Here is a 15,665-nt window from a genome sequence, read left to right as displayed (position 1 = left end):
GCTTTTGGTGTTCTGAAATCTAGGCATTCTTCCCTTTCTTGCCTTTATTGGGCATGTCCCCGTATCTTTAGTTGAATTGGTTTTTCTGTATTACACTTTACCATGATAACTTCATCAAACATGCCGGATTCTTTCGGTGTCATGCTTACTGTTAAATGAAGACTCTCTCCCGGCTTAGCAGGATGCTTATCAAATGTTGTAACAGCACACCCACAAGTAGTACTGGTTCCTAAAATAACTAAAGGACTATTCCCCGTATTTTTCACGATGAAATCGGCCTTTTTTGTTTCTTTTGCCGGAATATCACCTAAGTTCACTTCTGTTATATTTACTTCTGCTGTTGTTTTGATTGAATTGTCAGCTACATGCGTCCCTTGTAAAAGTTGTTTCAGATACAAATCTTTTACCGCTATATTATGGACCGGATTTCCGATCACAACTACTTTATTGTCTTTATCTAATAGAAAAGTCTGAAACGTGATGTTTGCAGGAAACTTATTTTGTTTATTTAGTGCATCTTCTGTATCTATACAAACAGGAAAGTCAAATCCATCTCGTCTTAAAATGTACCGTATTTCTTTATAGTCTTTCGGATGGAGGAAAAAGAGAAAAGGAACTTGACTGTTTGTTAATGAGTCTATCTGAGCGATAAATTCTTTCCATCTGGGTAACTGCAATTTACAACTGGCACACCCAATGGAGTCAACATAAATAAGCACTTTATAATTACTTTGAGGTATTTGATAATCTATGGTATCTATCATATACCGCGTAAAAACCATGTTGGAAGGAAATATGATCTCTTTATCCTGCCAGTTAGTGACCAACTGAGTTATCTCTTCTTTTTTCTTATCCTTGCAGGAGATTGAAAGAAAACATACAGTAAGTAATAGTATTACATTCAGGCATTTCATAAGTATGTGTTTTTCATTTTTAAAGAAAGATAGGAAATTGTTTTAGGAATCTAAAAACATATATCCTATCTTTCTTTTGTTAGTCACTGGCTAAGTATAAGGAAGAATTACCACTTCTTATTCAAATTCTTCTAAACTCCAATAGGTGATCTCTTCTACTTTAAATCCGTAGCAATCAACTGTACCAGAATTATAGCAATGCACATCACCACCTCCTTCTCCTCCAGCTAAAGCCTCTACATTACTACAAAGTTGAATATCCCCATTTTCTTCATGTTGCTCTACCAGAAAAGCAGAAACAAAGAAAAAACTTAAAACGCCAATTATAAGCAACATTTTTTTTGTCATACTTGTTTTCATATGTTTATTATTTTCAATATACAAATTATTCTATTTATTTTCCTTATTTACAAATTATGACGATGACAAGTAAATGACATGATATAAAAAAACGATAAAAACCATTTATTTTCCTTCTTACTTAAATTAACAAAGAATTAATTACATTTGCCACATATTAATTCTAACTTTCATGAAAGATATTCACAATAAAAAGATTTTATTTATTTCACTTATTATTTGTATAAGCTTTATAGAAGGACTTATAATCAATAAAAATTACAAAACGACTGAGAAAAAGACATTAAAAGAGATTGAACAATTATTTAATAAATCAATTCAAATTAACAAATATATAAGAGAAAAAGAAAAGCCCTTTTTTAAAATATATATGCCTTTACCCAAAGACTCTATCTCTAAATCTTTCCCTTCAAATATACAAATAAAACAATCATCTCATATTATAAAGCATTCGACTGATACTACGATTTTAATAGAAAAAACAGAAAAACTGAAATCAATGGTAGAAGATGAAAAAAGATACATTACTGAACAAATGTATCTAGCCAAAATAAATCCAATTCGTCCATTCCGGCTTGACAGCATTTTCTCTGAAACATTACATCAAAACCATATTCCGGCACAGACTGCTGTTATCTATGGAATTGATGGAATCAAACATTATAGCACATCCGATTCCTCTTTTTATGTTTCTGCATCAAAACTGGAGGACGTCGTAATTGAACTGGATCACAAAATAGTTTTACAAGGCTATGTAAAACTGCCATTTATTTACATAATACGTCAATCCATCTCTTTTTATATTGGCGGACTGGGGATATGGTTACTTTTAATTGGCATAACGGCTTGGCTAATATTCAGGAAGAAGAAGAAAAAAGAAGTTCCTCTTCCTGATGGCTTCATTGCAATTACGGATGATATTATTTTTCACGAGAAAGATGGTATTTTAAAGTATAAAGAGGGAGATGAAATTATATTGACAACCTACAAGCTTAAATTATTTACTTTATTACTAAATGAGATAGGGCATTTCATTCCGGTTGATATCATTAAAGATACTGTTTGGGCAGATGGTATGTCTACCAAAGATGCACTTGTACAGGCTATAAGACGACTACGCAACGAACTTGAACCATTCCCTGAATTGAGGATAGAAAACGCAAGGGATAAAGGATATCGTTTACTGATAGGGAATAAAGTAATAAAGGAATCACAATAATTTACTATATAAGTATCCATAAAACAAAAGAGGATATCCGTAAAGACATCCTCTTCTATTTTATTTATCTTTAATAGATTACTTCAACAAAGAGCAAGGGCAAAGGTTGTCTTTTTCTATGTCTTTGAAATAGTTATAAGTACCAACTTTTATCTCGGCACAGGCAGCCTCATCGGCAACAATAATACCCTTCGGATGCAATTGCAAAGCCGTAATTGTCCACATCTGGTTTACCGCACCTTCAACAGCTTGCTGCAAAGCACGAGCTTTATTGTGTCCGTTTACCATGATAAGCACTTCCTTAGCATCCAAAACCGTACCTACACCAACTGTTACTGAAGTCTTCGGAACTTTATTCACATCGTTGTCGAAGAATCGGGAATTGGCAATAATTGTGTCGGTTGTCAGTGACTTAACGCGTGTGCGGGAAGACAAAGAAGAACCCGGTTCATTGAACGCAATGTGTCCGTCAGGGCCAATACCTCCCAGAAACAAGTCAACACCGCCTACAGCTTTCATCTTTGCCTCGTAAGAAGCACATTCGGCTTCCAGATCAGTAGCATTACCGTTCAGGATATTTACATTCTCCGGCTTAATATCGATATGGTTGAAAAAGTTGTTCCACATGAATGAATGATAGCTTTCAGGATGATCTTTAGGCAGACCTACGTATTCATCCATATTGAAAGTGATTACATTCTGAAAAGAAACAACACCTTGTTTGTTCAGTTCAATCAAGTTCTTGTACATGCCCAAAGGAGATGATCCGGTTGGCAGTCCAAGTACAAATGGCTTTTCCGCAGTAGGATTTGCTTTCTTGATCTTAGCTGCAACATAATTGGCAGCCCACTTTGAAAGCTGTTCGTAATTAGGTTCAATAATTAATCTCATGATACTGTATTTTAAATCAGTTATTAAATTTGTTTCAGTTTAGCGGCCATTGCTTCACCCAAAGCAATGCATTCGTTGTATTTGTCGGCATTCAGTGCTTGTTTTTGTTCAACAGGAGCACCAACTGTTTCCCATTTCATCTTTTCACCGAATGCAGCCAGACGCTTTACAGCTGCGCCCGCCCACGTAAATGAACCGAAGTAACCAAAACAACGATTCTTCACTTCACGGATCTCTATCTTACTCAAGATAGCTTCTACTTCCGGGAATAATTGGTTACTATAAGTAGGACTACCTACGATAAGTCCTTTATATTTAAACACATCCTTCAATATATACGAAGCCGGACTTTTGCTGACATTATGCATAACAATATTGCGGATTCCGTTCGCAGCCAATGAAGATGCGATAGCTTCCGCCATCTGTTCAGTATTTCCGTACATACTGCCGTAAACGATAGCAACGCCTTCTTCTCCTTCGTAACGGCTCATACGGTCATAAATATCTACCGCTTTCACTACATGTTCACGCCATACCGGACCGTGCGTAGAACAAATGGTATTAATCTCTAAAGCTGAAAGTTTTTGCAAAGTACGTTGTACCGGACTTCCATATTTTCCGACTATATTTGAATAATAACGGATCATTTCCTCCCAGTAATGCTCCACATTCATTTCACTGTCGATAATTCCTCCGTCCAGTGTACCGAATGTACCGAAAGCATCTGCCGAGAAAAGTATCTTATCCGTAACATCGTAAGTAACCATTACTTCCGGCCAATGTACCATCGGCGCCATATAGAAAACTAACTGATGATGACCGATATTTAATGTATCGCCCTCTTTCACTTCATGCAAACCTTCTTTAATGCCATGATAGCCTTCCAACATTCCGAAAGTCTTGCTGTTTCCGATGATCTGTACATCCGGATATTGCTGGCGTAACAAGCGGATACTGCCTGCATGATCGGGTTCCATATGATCCACAATCAAGTAATCCAATTGACGGCCGTTCAACGCATCGGCAATCTTCTTCAGAAAAATATCCGAATAGCAAACGTCTACCGTATCAACCAACACGGTCTTTTCATCCACAATCAGATATGAGTTATAAGAAACGCCGTATGGTAAAGGCCACAAATTCTCAAAGAGAGCCTTCTGACGGTCATTTACTCCTACATAATAAACTTTATCTGCTATTTCTTTTAACTTATACATTCTCTAAAATTCAACTTTTAATTTTTGATTTCCCATTATTCAGCGCCCTCCACACAAAGTAGCAACCAGCCAGAACAAATGGTATACTAAGCAATTGTCCCATATTCAGAATCATACCTGCTTCAAATTCTTCCTGATTATTTTTCAGGAACTCGATAAAGAAACGTGAGCCAAACACACAAATCATAAAGACACCGAAAATAAGTCCTTCTTTCTTCCAGGCGTCTTTCTTAAAGTAAAGCCACATGCACAAGACAAAAGTAATTAAATAGGAAATGGCTTCATATAGTTGTGTGGGATGGCTCGGAACTGTGAATATAGGTTCTGCACCTCTTTTCCACGCATGCAGATTCTCGATGAAACGGAATCCCCAAGGTAAATATGTAGGATGTCCATATATCTCATGATTCATTAAATTACCCAGACGTATCATAGCGGCAACCAGTCCTGTAGGGACAACCAATTTATCAAATGTCCACAACATGCTTTTATGGCTCACACGCTTTGAGTAGAAATAAATGGCAATAACAATACCCAGCGTACCGCCATGGCTTGCCAAACCACCTTCCCATACTTTAAATATTTCGATCGGATTAGCCAGATAATATCCCGGATCATAAAACAGGCAATGTCCTAAACGGGCACCTATCACTGTTCCCAACACGGTATAAATAAGTAGTGAATCGATCCATGCCGGTGGAAGTTTTTCATTTTTCCACATCCGGTCCACAATCATATACCCTATCCAGAAACCAATAGCGAACGCAAGTCCGTACCAGCGTATTTCACGAGGTCCGATAGAAAAGATGGCGGGATCAGCCGTCCAGGTAATAAAATCCAACATATTTTTACGTTTAAACGAGTCTTCTAATCAGGTCTTCTTTTTCGCCGTAAAGCATATCTATTACCGGCAATTCAATCATTGTATATGCACCCGGTTGCTGTTTGAAGCTTGCACGGGCTACCGACACAAGTATCTGTGCTGTGAGTGCCGGATTATTGATCTTCATATCAAATTCGATCAACTGATTCTGCGTCTTGCCGGAAACACCTTTTCGAACCAAATTAACGCCATGTCCCATATCCAACAGATTATCTACGCATTCAACCTGCATCACATGTGTTTCGTCATGGGCAAAGTAGTCATCCGCTTTAATTGCGGCGGCAACCTGCTTAAAGTCGTATCCATCTTTCACTTCGATATATACCATACGACGGTGGACACCTGTACCTAAAGGTATTGTCATACTTAAAGCGGCTTTCACGCCTTCAATAGCTTTCACGGCTACGGTATGCCCCATGCTCATACCCGGACCGAAATTTGTATAAGTAATTCCCTTCGGAACAATTGCTTCCAACAAGGCACGGACTACGGAGTCACTTCCCGGATCCCAACCGGCGGAGATCACCGCAACGGTATTGTGCGCTTTGGCCACAGCATCCAACGAACGGCGCAAATCGGCAATACCTCCATGAATATCAAAACTATCAACCGTATTGATTCCAAGAGCCAGAATTTCTTTTGCAAACGCTTCTACTTTACGTGTAGGAGTAGCCAATACGGCCACATCAACCTTATCCAACTTAGTGATGCTGTCTACCACAGCATATGGTTTCAATTCATCCGGTACGTCATTCGGATTACGACGTACAACACCTGCTACTTCAAAATCGGGAGCAGCTTCCAGGGCCTCTAACACATACTTTCCGATGTTGCCATATCCAACAATGGCGGCTCTAATCTTTTTCATATTTTAGTTTTACTTTTCAATCAGCTGCAAAGTTAATCATTATTAAGCACTAAAAGTAAGGCAAGATGTTGTTTTTTGTTTAAAGTTGACAGAAAGGTTCTCTCGATGACATAAACAAAACATCCCGATCATTTTTCCAAATCATCGGGATGATTTGGAAAAATGATCGGGATGTTATAGAAAAACGTGAAATACCGGATTACTTCCTTACAAAGTCATCCGGGAAGGTCGTTTCCTGTTCTACGCCAGCCTTCGTACGAATCCACGAACGGAATGAGCGCTCACCTTCTTTCATTTCTATCACACGAGCTCCGTTCGGGACATGATTATACTCTGTATTACCACCCGTAAAACGTCCGTAAGCCAAAAGGATACCTTTCCAGTAAACAGCATAATCATCATCATGGTCATGCCCTACGAATATGCCCATCACATCTTTGCTTTGTTTCATAGCCGTAAAAAGACCCGAGTTCAATGGAGAGCAACAAACCACCTCTTTGCGAATGCCATACAAACAAGCCGACATATCCGAAGCAGCCTGTGCATATTCCGGCAAAGCGATATGGAAAAATGCCAAAGCCGGAAGCGGCTCGCCACCATTTTCTTTTGTAAAGCCTGCGCTTCGATCCAAGTACCAATTAATCTGGTCATATTTAATATAATCATATCCCTCTACATCTTTCAGTTGGGAATAGGCATGGGAATCGATACAATACAAAACAGCAGCAGTTTTATTGCTATTAGAAGCTTTAACAGGCAACGCGCAATTTCCGGTACCGGATAATTCAGGAACCTCATCTACTGTGATATTATAAGGCATATCTGCAACTGCAGCAAACAATTCATCATTTGTCATGCCTTGCTCATGGTCGTGATTGCCAAAAGTAAAAGCAAAAGGTATTTTGCGATCGGACACCGTTTTCAGCACATTCCGCAAATTCCGGTCAGCAGGTTTACTATAAATTATATCACCGGTAAAAATAACCAAATCAGGCTTCTCTTCGTCTAAAACCTGATTCATTCGTTCAAAAGCCACATCCGAACGTTTATCCTGCCATACCACATGCAAATCCGTAAATTGCACAATCTTAAACTTTTTGTCCTTATTGAACTTTAGTTCCGGCTTCTGGGCAAACCCCAGAGAACAAATTGCCGATGCCAGGCAACATGCGCCCAACAGCATCACTTTTCTTAAATCCATGTCCTAATTATTTTATTAAATTTGTAATAATGTTCAATCTATCATTTTCACCCATTTCCTATCATCTGCACTGGCTACCACAATTGTTTCAACAAATTGCATACCACGAACACCTTCTTCAATAGAAGGAAAATCCAGGCTTTCAGGTTCAGGCTCTTCTCCATTCTGCGTAGCTCGTAATGCTTGTGCAAAGTTCCGGTAAATATTAGCAAACGCCTCCAGATAACCTTCGGGATGTCCGCCGGGTACACGGGAATTGTAAGCAGCAACAGGCGACATATAACTGTTAGACGTTCGTATTATCTCCGCCGGTCGTCCGGGAAAACGGAGAATCATTGTATTCGGTTCTTCCTGTTTCCACTCCAATCCGCCTTTTTCACCATAGATACGGATACTTAAATCATTTTCCACTCCGGTTGCTATTTGTGTGGCAGTCAGTACACCACGCGCACCTCCTTCATAACGGATAAACGCGGCGCCATCATCATCCAGCAAACGTCCGGGAACAAAAGTATTCAGTTCGGCACATACTTCAACCGCCTTCAAACCCGTTATATATTCAGCCAGATTAAACGCATGCGTACCAATATCGCCCATACAACCGGCTTTCCCCGAACGTTTAGGATCTACCCGCCATGAAGCTTGTTTATTTGTACCAGCACAATCATCATACAACCACCCTTGCGTATACTGGACATAAATACGGCGTATCTTTCCGATATCCCCCCGCTGTACCCGCAAGCGGGCTTCTTTTACCATCGGATAACCTGTGTATGTATGCGTTAAAGCAAATAATTTACCTGAACTTTTTACTTTTTTCCATAATGAATATGCTTCGCCCAACGTGTAAGTCAGCGGTTTATCCAATACCACATGAAAACCATGTTCCAAGGCAAATGTAGCCGGTTCAAAATGGAGATGGTTAGGCGTAACGATAGAAACAAAATCCATCCGCTCACCTTCCGGGAAAGACGACTCTTTTTCTATCATTTCTTTATATGTATTGTAAATCCGGTGTTCAGGCAAGAATAAAGAAAGACCGGTACGTTTTGAATTCTCCGGATCAGAACTAAAACACCCGCAGACCAGTTCGATCTGTCCGTCTAAATTGGCAGCCATACGATGAACAGCTCCGATAAAAGAACCTTCGCCGCCGCCTATCATTCCCATTTTCAGTTTTCGATTCATGGCATTAATTTTCCTCGATAAAACACCTATGTGGTTGGACAAAGCTATACAAATAATTAACGTTTATCAATTTGATGAACTTAATATTTTCTAAATTAAAAAATAAATACGTCCTTTGCAGCCATTACTAATTTAATCATACACCAACTATGAAAAAGAAAGCGTTGCTGGCTTTAGCCGGCATTCTCTGCTTGGCTGGTTGCCAATCTATGGATACAAAACAAAACACGGCAGACAAAATGTATCCGGTTCAGTTCTCCGTACAATTAAAAAAAGAGATTCTTCCATTCCCCGAAAAACGCAGTATCCCTGCATTTTCAATACCGGAACCTGTCCTAAAGGAAAGTTCGCCCGGAGACGATACGGAGACTCCGGAAGAAATGTTATTCAACCGAATTGAGTACGTTGTTTACGACAATACGGAAAGTCCTGAGAAACTTATCCATCACAAACAATTTATTCCGACAGATGAAGATTTCGGCATTGTCTACGACTCTCTCCCGGCAGGAAATTATAAGATTGCCTTTCTGGCCCATTCATCAGCCACAGCAACCTTGTCGGACCATACAATTTGTTTTGATAAAGTATCCGATACATTTCATGCTTGCACTATATTACCGATAAATGGAAATGAAACAGTAAGGGACGAAATAGAACTAAAACGTATAGTCAGCCGGATCGAATTTGTTTCGGAAGAAGCCGTTCCGTCAAACATAAAAAGTTTAGACATAACGGTAAAGCCTTATTTTAGCAAAGTAGATTTATTTACAGGAAAAAGTACAGAACATATAAATTCATTCAGCATACCTTATTCATTCGTCGCAGAAGAAAAAGAACAACCAGCTCCAACACATAGTTTCTACTCGTTGATTCCTTCCGGCAACGAAACATTATCTGCTATATTAATTGCTGTAGATACCGACGGATCGGTTATTCAGCAAAGGGAAATAAACAATATTACTCCTATTGAAAACAAAATTATCCGATATAAAGGAAAACTTTATTCTCCTAAAAATGTAGATGAAACATTCACATTAATTATCGCCGGGGAAGGCGCATGGGATGACCCTACAGAAGATATTCCGGTAGAATAAATACCTTAAAACAGGATCAACCGGTAAGACCGTACCCAAGCTTGCGATTCTTAACGCATTCTTGGGTACGGTTAGCATAAGTATGTTAATATCAATGACCCAACTTGGAAGCCGGATTTGCGGTAGCCGCACGATAGCTCTGAAATGTAACTGTCAATGACGTAAGTAAAGTGATGATCAGCAATGCCACGACAAATACCCACAAATAGACAGGTGTTTTATAAGCAAAACTTTGCAACCATACATTTACGCCATAATAAGCAATAGGAATTGAAATGACAAAACAAACAAGTGTAATCCGAAGAAAAGACGAGTTTAACATCCAAAGAATCTGTCGAACCGTAGAGCCAAAGATTTTGCGTACAGCAATCTCTTTTTCCCGGCCTTGCAACTCAAAGATAACCAGTCCGAATACTCCGACCATCGATAAAAACACCGCTAGAAGACATAGAACGGTAACCAATGCTCCCTGTTTCTGACTTTTATAGTAAAGCTCATCTAATACAGAATCAAAAAAATGGATATCCACCGGATATCCCGGTATTAATTCTTCCGCTACTTTACGGATGTGTTCGATTGCTGCGCGTGGATCTCCGCCGGCAATTTTCACATACGAATATCTTTCCGGCACTGTACGGCGATAATGGTTCTCCGCCGATACCCAAAGTCCCAGCGGACGCATTTTTTTATACAGCGATTCATAGTGAACATCTTCAAAAATACCTACGATTTGTACCGGAGCATTATTATCCAAGATGTTTGTTCCTACTATATCCGAAAGATCATTTATTTCGCCGGAAGTAAAATGAGATACAATATCTCTTGCCGCACTTTCGCTTAAAATACATACAGGCTGGTTATTATCCGGCGCCTCATCCGACGGGCGGAAATATCGACCGGCAATCATCTTCATATTCATTAACTCAGGGAAATGAGAAGAAACTCCCAGCCAACTCATATATGAATGTTGTCCTTCGTAATTATATCCAATGAAGGAGCGGGACTCATCCGAAACAAATTTAAACTCACTAAAGGCAACCCCACTGATATCGGGATTCTCCAAAAGACGGGCTTTAAACAATTCACTCTTATTCAACGCAGCTCCTACACTTAATCTTACTTCCATGATATGGTCTTTGTCAAATCCCAAATCAACATTTCCTATATATTTATTTTGCAAAAAAATGAACAGCGAACCGACCACCAACGTAATTGAAATAACAAACTGGAATCCTATCAGCAATTTCCGGGTATTTTTCGCTCTATCGCTAAGAGTGAAAGATTTATTCAGAGCCATCACCGGAGGGAAAGACGTTATATAAAAAGCTGGATATATTCCGGCCAGGATACCACATACTAGCACAATAAATAAAGTCTTTGCTAAAATCTTCCAGTTGGAGAATAAATCCAACTGATGTCCTAACATATCTGCAACCCATTGTATATCACTTAAAAGAAAGACAAAAAGTAGAGCTATACAAAAAGCCAATACTGTTATTACCAAAGACTCCAGCACAAGATATTTCCGAAGCGTCATATCCGAACTACCCAATACTTTTTGAACGGTAATCGACTTGGTACGTATGGGAGCCAATGCGATTGAGAGATTTATATAATTAACCATCGCAATACCTATAATCAGAATTGCAATAAAAAACAACATATTCGTCCTCAATTTATCACCTACAGGGGCGGCGTCTGCGCGTACCTGCTGACCAAAATAAAGATCAGTCAAAGGTCTGAGACGAATATCTTCAATCGCAAAATTTTTAAGAAATTCCTTACTATCAGTCACATATTGATTAACCATAGCCGAAACGGTTTCCGGAGACGACATCAACAGGTAACAATAATATGGACCGGTATTCCAGTCTTCCATCATTTCATTTTCCATGATTGGAAGATATAACGCATTTTTCAAACGGGTGTTTTCCGGAAAATCACGATAAACCCCGCCAACTATATATACCGGTTCAAAATGGAGTCCATATATATCTGTGGCCTCAGTGCTTCCAAATTCCGAAAAATAAAGAGGTTTACCAACCGGATTATCCTCACCGAAAAATTTCCGGGCCATACTTTCCGATATCAATATACCATCCGGATGTGTCAGGCAATCCGTGTTTCCGGTTACCATCTCAAAACCAAACACTTTTGTATATCCCACCGTTATTCGTTCCACTTGTTCCATATAGCTCTTTCCATCAACATCTCTGCTGGTAGAAACCCCTAAACGGACAGAAGAATAAACCAGATTATTTGTAACTGCTGCAGCTTCTATACCGGGTGAGGCCGCAATAAAACGTTCAAGCTGGGGACGAGAGAAGTTGGCTTCCCATATCCCATCATTACGCATATTCTCAAGTTGAAAAATCCGCTCTCTATCAGGTATGGATGTATCAAAACTATATTCATGGTTTACATGTATCCAAATCAGAATAAACAACACAAAAGCAAAACTCAACCCTAAAAGATTAGTGGCTGTTGCCAACTTATAACGCGTAAGGACGTAAAGTAAATTTTTGAATGTGGTTTGCATATTTAATTAATTTAGTCTCACCTATAAATAGTTACAACTATATAATATAAATAATCAAAAAGCATGCCAAAACATACAAACAACTAACTATCAATAGATTAATAACACAAACCACATTCAAGAGTGTCTAATTATTTGATAGTAGTGTAAAGAAATTAGACACTTTATGCTTCAAATTCAGCATGACGGCGTACATTTATAATCTTTTTATTATTCAATCAAGAACAATGCAGAAAAGCCTGTAACATCAAATACTTCTCTTACATCAGCACTCAAACCGCACAAACGCAACGTTCCGTTCCGATGAGAAAGTTTTTTCTGCAATAAAAGGAACAATCTTAATCCGGAACTACTTACATATTTCAAGTCGGTACAATTCATTTTTACCTTCAAAGCAGTTCCGGAAAGGATAGGTTCAATTGTTTTTTCAAAATCCGCACTGCTATTTGTATCCAGTCTGCCGGAAATAGTTATTATCACTTCCGGCCCTTCTGTAATTGTTACTTTCATATTATCATTCATATATTATACTTTTATTCTTTTTTTCATGATTAAAATATTTTGTCCGTTCTCTCTCTTGTAAGTAACTTCATCCATTATCTGTTTAATTAAAAAGATCCCCAATCCTCCAATCGGACGTTCTTCTAAAGATAATGTTATATCAGGATTCGCCCGTTTCGTCGGATCAAAAGGTTTCCCTTTATCCACAAGCTTAACAGCCAGCAAATCGGTATATGACAATATAATATCTATCGGACGATCAACTTCACCAGGCTTATACGCATAAAAAATAATATTAGACACTGCTTCCTCCAATACCAGATTCAATTTCACTAAAAAGGAAGATTCCAAATGAAAATCCTTTCCAACTTCCTCTAGAAACAGGTTCATCCGGTTCAGTTCCTTTATATCATTTTTAATAGACAATGCTTTTTGCATATATAGCTACCTCCTTTTATATTCCATCAGCATGACCACCGGATTTGATTCCTCATCTAATCCTGCGGCTATTTCTTGCAGCTTGCCTTTCAATCCGTCATTTTTATATGCCTCAACAATCTGAGAAGCAGCCAATGTCTGAATGGCTGCAATTCCATTATTATTTACAGGGTATGAAATCATATCCACACTTTGTTTTTTTACAAAATCACTATTGAACACGTTAGCTTCAAAAACAGCACTTTCCAGTCTGTCGTACATTAAATCAGTAATAAAAAAACCTCTTCCGGTAGTGAAATCAAATACTTTCTTTATGGTATGTATGAAATAATAGCGGTCTGTAGCTGCCCCTATCGTAAGAAGTATTTCAGGATCTTGAGTAGGTGTTTTTATAAGGAATGGGGTTAATTCATTTTCTTCCGGCACATAACTGTATATCGTATCAGACGATGTTTCGGCAAGCAGCCATTGTCCCTGGTTCGGAATTATTGGACGCACGGAAGCCACTGCAACTCCATCTCCTTTTCTTACATACGGAGCTTTGACTATATCAAATGGGATGTAGATATTCCGGGTGATACTACCATCCTGTTTTGATAGGACCGCATGATAGGATTTGTTTTTGTCTCTCTGTTGCCCTTCCTTATAATATATGGACATGTCATAGCCAATCAGATTGTTTCTATCATAATTGAATATGTCTAAATATTCAGAGCCTTCCGTATAGTTGAAGCTCCGTTTGAAATTGCCCGACAAATCATATACGTATATCTTTTTCGTTACAGAACAGTTGACAAATATTTCATTGTTGCCTTCATCCAGAATAATACTGTTGATGAAATTATATTCTTCGGCACCTTGTCCTTTTCTATTTATTTTTCTTATCCCTTTACCGGTTTTTCTATCAAAAACAAAGATATTTCCGTCATTAGCCCAATTTTTCACTAATATATATTTGTTGCCTATATCCATTACATTACCTTGAGTGAGGAAATCGTCATTCGTTTCCAATGGAATATATTCTACGTCCATAAAATCTTGAAGAATTAATTCTTTTGAGGAATGATTGGCAGAAACATCTATTGTAATAATGCTTGCCTGTTTACTCTCTTTTACACACCCAAACAATATAGTTGTTACAAGTAATAATACAAGAATCTTTATCCCTTTCATAAATATACATTTTAATTTATGACATTCTACATCCCCGAAAAACATCTCTCCCCAGTCATTTCTTTTCAAAAATGTCAAGAAAATAAATATTGCCTGCAATATAATCAATAAAACTTATTCATACATAATATCCGCTTAATAAAGTGTTGAATCTCATTATCGTTTATTAATAGTATAGCCACACTCCTTTCAAGCAGATTGGTTTATGCGAATTTATAGACTCAAAAGCAAAGATAAAAAAAGAGAGGTAGATATAATAAGTAGTCTCGCCGGGAATCGAACCCGGATCTAAAGTTTAGGAAACTTCTATTCTATCCATTGAACTACAAGACCATCTCTAAGAGGTGGGGCAAAAGTATAATCTTTTCCTTAAACTGGCAAGTAATAAGATTGCAAAGTGCCTAATCGAAGAGACTTTGTAGCACGGAAAAAGATTTTATCTCTGGAAATTCCGGCAAATGCAAACGATAATACTCGAAAATACGGTTGATAATACGGACGCGATCCTGGCGGGAAAAAGAATATAGAGACATATTTTCAAAGCTCATCTTCAGCAGACGGGCAAACACCAGGCTTTCTTCTTTATCGAGATAATGACGGTGCACAGGAACCGTATCGCAGAATACACCATTCATCATATCAAAATAATAACCCGCTTTATGAGAATCCGCATTCGGATAAATCCCCAGGCAAGACAACAAACGAAGCAAGAAAACCAAATGGAAATTGGCAATCCCCTCCTCTGCATATTCCAGCAAATGAATCGATTCATAAAGAAACCCGAACAAACGCGCATCCGGTTCCGTCTCTTTTACTACCCTGAAAAGAACCTCGGCCAGAAAAAGAGCCAACACATTTTTTACCGGATTGCAAAACAATTCAGTTAAAGGATAACATAATTTTGTTTCTTTGATACGGTGCAAGTCCCGCTTATTTAAATGCTCCACCTCCATCTCCAAAACAGAAAGCGGCATAAAAAGAGCTTTGGATACAGCCGTCTTCTTTCCCCGGTTACGCGCTACCAGATAAGAAGCTCTGCCAAAAGCCTCCGTGTACATATATATAATGGAGTATTTATCGTTATATGCAATGGAATGCAATACGATTCCACGTGTCTTACTCAGCATAAATTCATATCTTTACAGCCACAAAGATACAAAAACAACGAACTATTTACAT

At 38.4% G+C, this 15,665-nt stretch carries 15 protein-coding genes and 1 tRNA gene; 2 read left to right on the top strand and 14 right to left on the bottom strand.

Annotated elements, in window-relative coordinates; genetic code table 11:
* Nucleotides 1-44: 44 nt before the first annotated feature.
* Together C1721_RS07655 and C1721_RS07650 are read right to left on the bottom strand one after the other, a co-directional pair.
* On the bottom strand, nt 45-914 hold the full coding sequence (locus C1721_RS07655; RefSeq protein WP_102407836.1) for a DUF1573 domain-containing protein: 870 nt from the start codon (nt 912-914) through the stop codon (nt 45-47).
* A 117-nt stretch (nt 915-1,031) separates the two neighbouring features.
* Nucleotides 1,032-1,274, bottom strand: a complete 243-nt coding sequence (locus C1721_RS07650; protein WP_159063562.1) for an NVEALA domain-containing protein — start codon at nt 1,272-1,274, stop codon at nt 1,032-1,034.
* 172 nt (nt 1,275-1,446) lie between these two features.
* Between C1721_RS07650 and C1721_RS07645 the strand changes: the two genes are divergently transcribed.
* Nucleotides 1,447-2,493, top strand: a complete 1,047-nt coding sequence (locus C1721_RS07645) for a winged helix-turn-helix domain-containing protein (RefSeq protein WP_102407834.1) — start codon at nt 1,447-1,449, stop codon at nt 2,491-2,493.
* 78 nt (nt 2,494-2,571) lie between these two features.
* Here the strand turns inward: C1721_RS07645 and nagB are convergent, their stop codons facing one another.
* From nagB to C1721_RS07615, 6 genes are all read right to left on the bottom strand, one after another.
* Entirely contained in the window at nt 2,572-3,384 is an 813-nt protein-coding gene (gene nagB, locus C1721_RS07640) for a glucosamine-6-phosphate deaminase (RefSeq protein WP_102407833.1), read from the bottom strand.
* A gap of 23 nt (nt 3,385-3,407) precedes the next feature.
* Nucleotides 3,408-4,601: an FprA family A-type flavoprotein gene (locus C1721_RS07635; protein WP_102407832.1), complete on the bottom strand. Its 1,194-nt coding sequence runs from the start codon at nt 4,599-4,601 to the stop codon at nt 3,408-3,410.
* Nucleotides 4,602-4,611: 10 nt separating this feature from the next.
* Nucleotides 4,612-5,445 carry a prolipoprotein diacylglyceryl transferase gene (gene lgt, locus C1721_RS07630; protein ID WP_102407831.1) on the bottom strand — a complete coding sequence of 278 codons (834 nt, stop codon included), beginning with the start codon at nt 5,443-5,445 and terminating at the stop codon, nt 4,612-4,614.
* Nucleotides 5,446-5,455: 10 nt separating this feature from the next.
* Entirely contained in the window at nt 5,456-6,352 is an 897-nt protein-coding gene (locus C1721_RS07625; protein ID WP_102407830.1) for a diaminopimelate dehydrogenase, read from the bottom strand.
* A 199-nt stretch (nt 6,353-6,551) separates the two neighbouring features.
* Nucleotides 6,552-7,553 (bottom strand): metallophosphoesterase family protein, encoded by a 1,002-nt coding sequence (locus C1721_RS07620; protein WP_102407829.1) that lies wholly within the window; start codon nt 7,551-7,553, stop codon nt 6,552-6,554.
* Nucleotides 7,554-7,586: 33 nt separating this feature from the next.
* A complete protein-coding gene (locus C1721_RS07615) occupies nt 7,587-8,741 on the bottom strand; it encodes a Gfo/Idh/MocA family protein (protein WP_102407828.1) in 1,155 nt (384 codons plus the stop codon).
* A 149-nt stretch (nt 8,742-8,890) separates the two neighbouring features.
* On the opposite strand from C1721_RS07615, the gene C1721_RS07610 reads away from it, so the two are divergent.
* Nucleotides 8,891-9,835, top strand: coding sequence for a FimB/Mfa2 family fimbrial subunit (locus C1721_RS07610; RefSeq protein WP_102407827.1), 945 nt, complete (start codon nt 8,891-8,893; stop codon nt 9,833-9,835).
* 91 nt (nt 9,836-9,926) lie between these two features.
* Here the strand turns inward: C1721_RS07610 and C1721_RS07605 are convergent, their stop codons facing one another.
* From C1721_RS07605 to recO, 6 genes are all read right to left on the bottom strand, one after another.
* On the bottom strand, nt 9,927-12,374 hold the full coding sequence (locus C1721_RS07605; protein ID WP_102407826.1) for an ABC transporter permease: 2,448 nt from the start codon (nt 12,372-12,374) through the stop codon (nt 9,927-9,929).
* 210 nt (nt 12,375-12,584) lie between these two features.
* Nucleotides 12,585-12,896, bottom strand: a complete 312-nt coding sequence (locus tag C1721_RS07600; protein ID WP_227472078.1) for an STAS domain-containing protein — start codon at nt 12,894-12,896, stop codon at nt 12,585-12,587.
* A 3-nt stretch (nt 12,897-12,899) separates the two neighbouring features.
* Nucleotides 12,900-13,313: an ATP-binding protein gene (locus C1721_RS07595; RefSeq protein WP_102407825.1), complete on the bottom strand. Its 414-nt coding sequence runs from the start codon at nt 13,311-13,313 to the stop codon at nt 12,900-12,902.
* A gap of 6 nt (nt 13,314-13,319) precedes the next feature.
* A complete protein-coding gene (locus C1721_RS07590; protein ID WP_102409321.1) occupies nt 13,320-14,486 on the bottom strand; it encodes a 6-bladed beta-propeller in 1,167 nt (388 codons plus the stop codon).
* 261 nt (nt 14,487-14,747) lie between these two features.
* A tRNA-Arg gene (locus tag C1721_RS07585) sits at nt 14,748-14,819 on the bottom strand.
* A gap of 68 nt (nt 14,820-14,887) precedes the next feature.
* A complete protein-coding gene (gene recO / locus C1721_RS07580) occupies nt 14,888-15,613 on the bottom strand; it encodes a DNA repair protein RecO (RefSeq protein ID WP_102407824.1) in 726 nt (241 codons plus the stop codon).
* Nucleotides 15,614-15,665 lie beyond the last annotated feature (52 nt).

This window comes from Parabacteroides bouchesdurhonensis (genome assembly GCF_900186615.1).
Taxonomy (GTDB): domain Bacteria; phylum Bacteroidota; class Bacteroidia; order Bacteroidales; family Tannerellaceae; genus Parabacteroides; species Parabacteroides bouchesdurhonensis.
The sequence above is the reverse complement of the archived record's forward strand: the minus strand, read 5'-3'. Positions and strand labels throughout refer to the sequence as shown.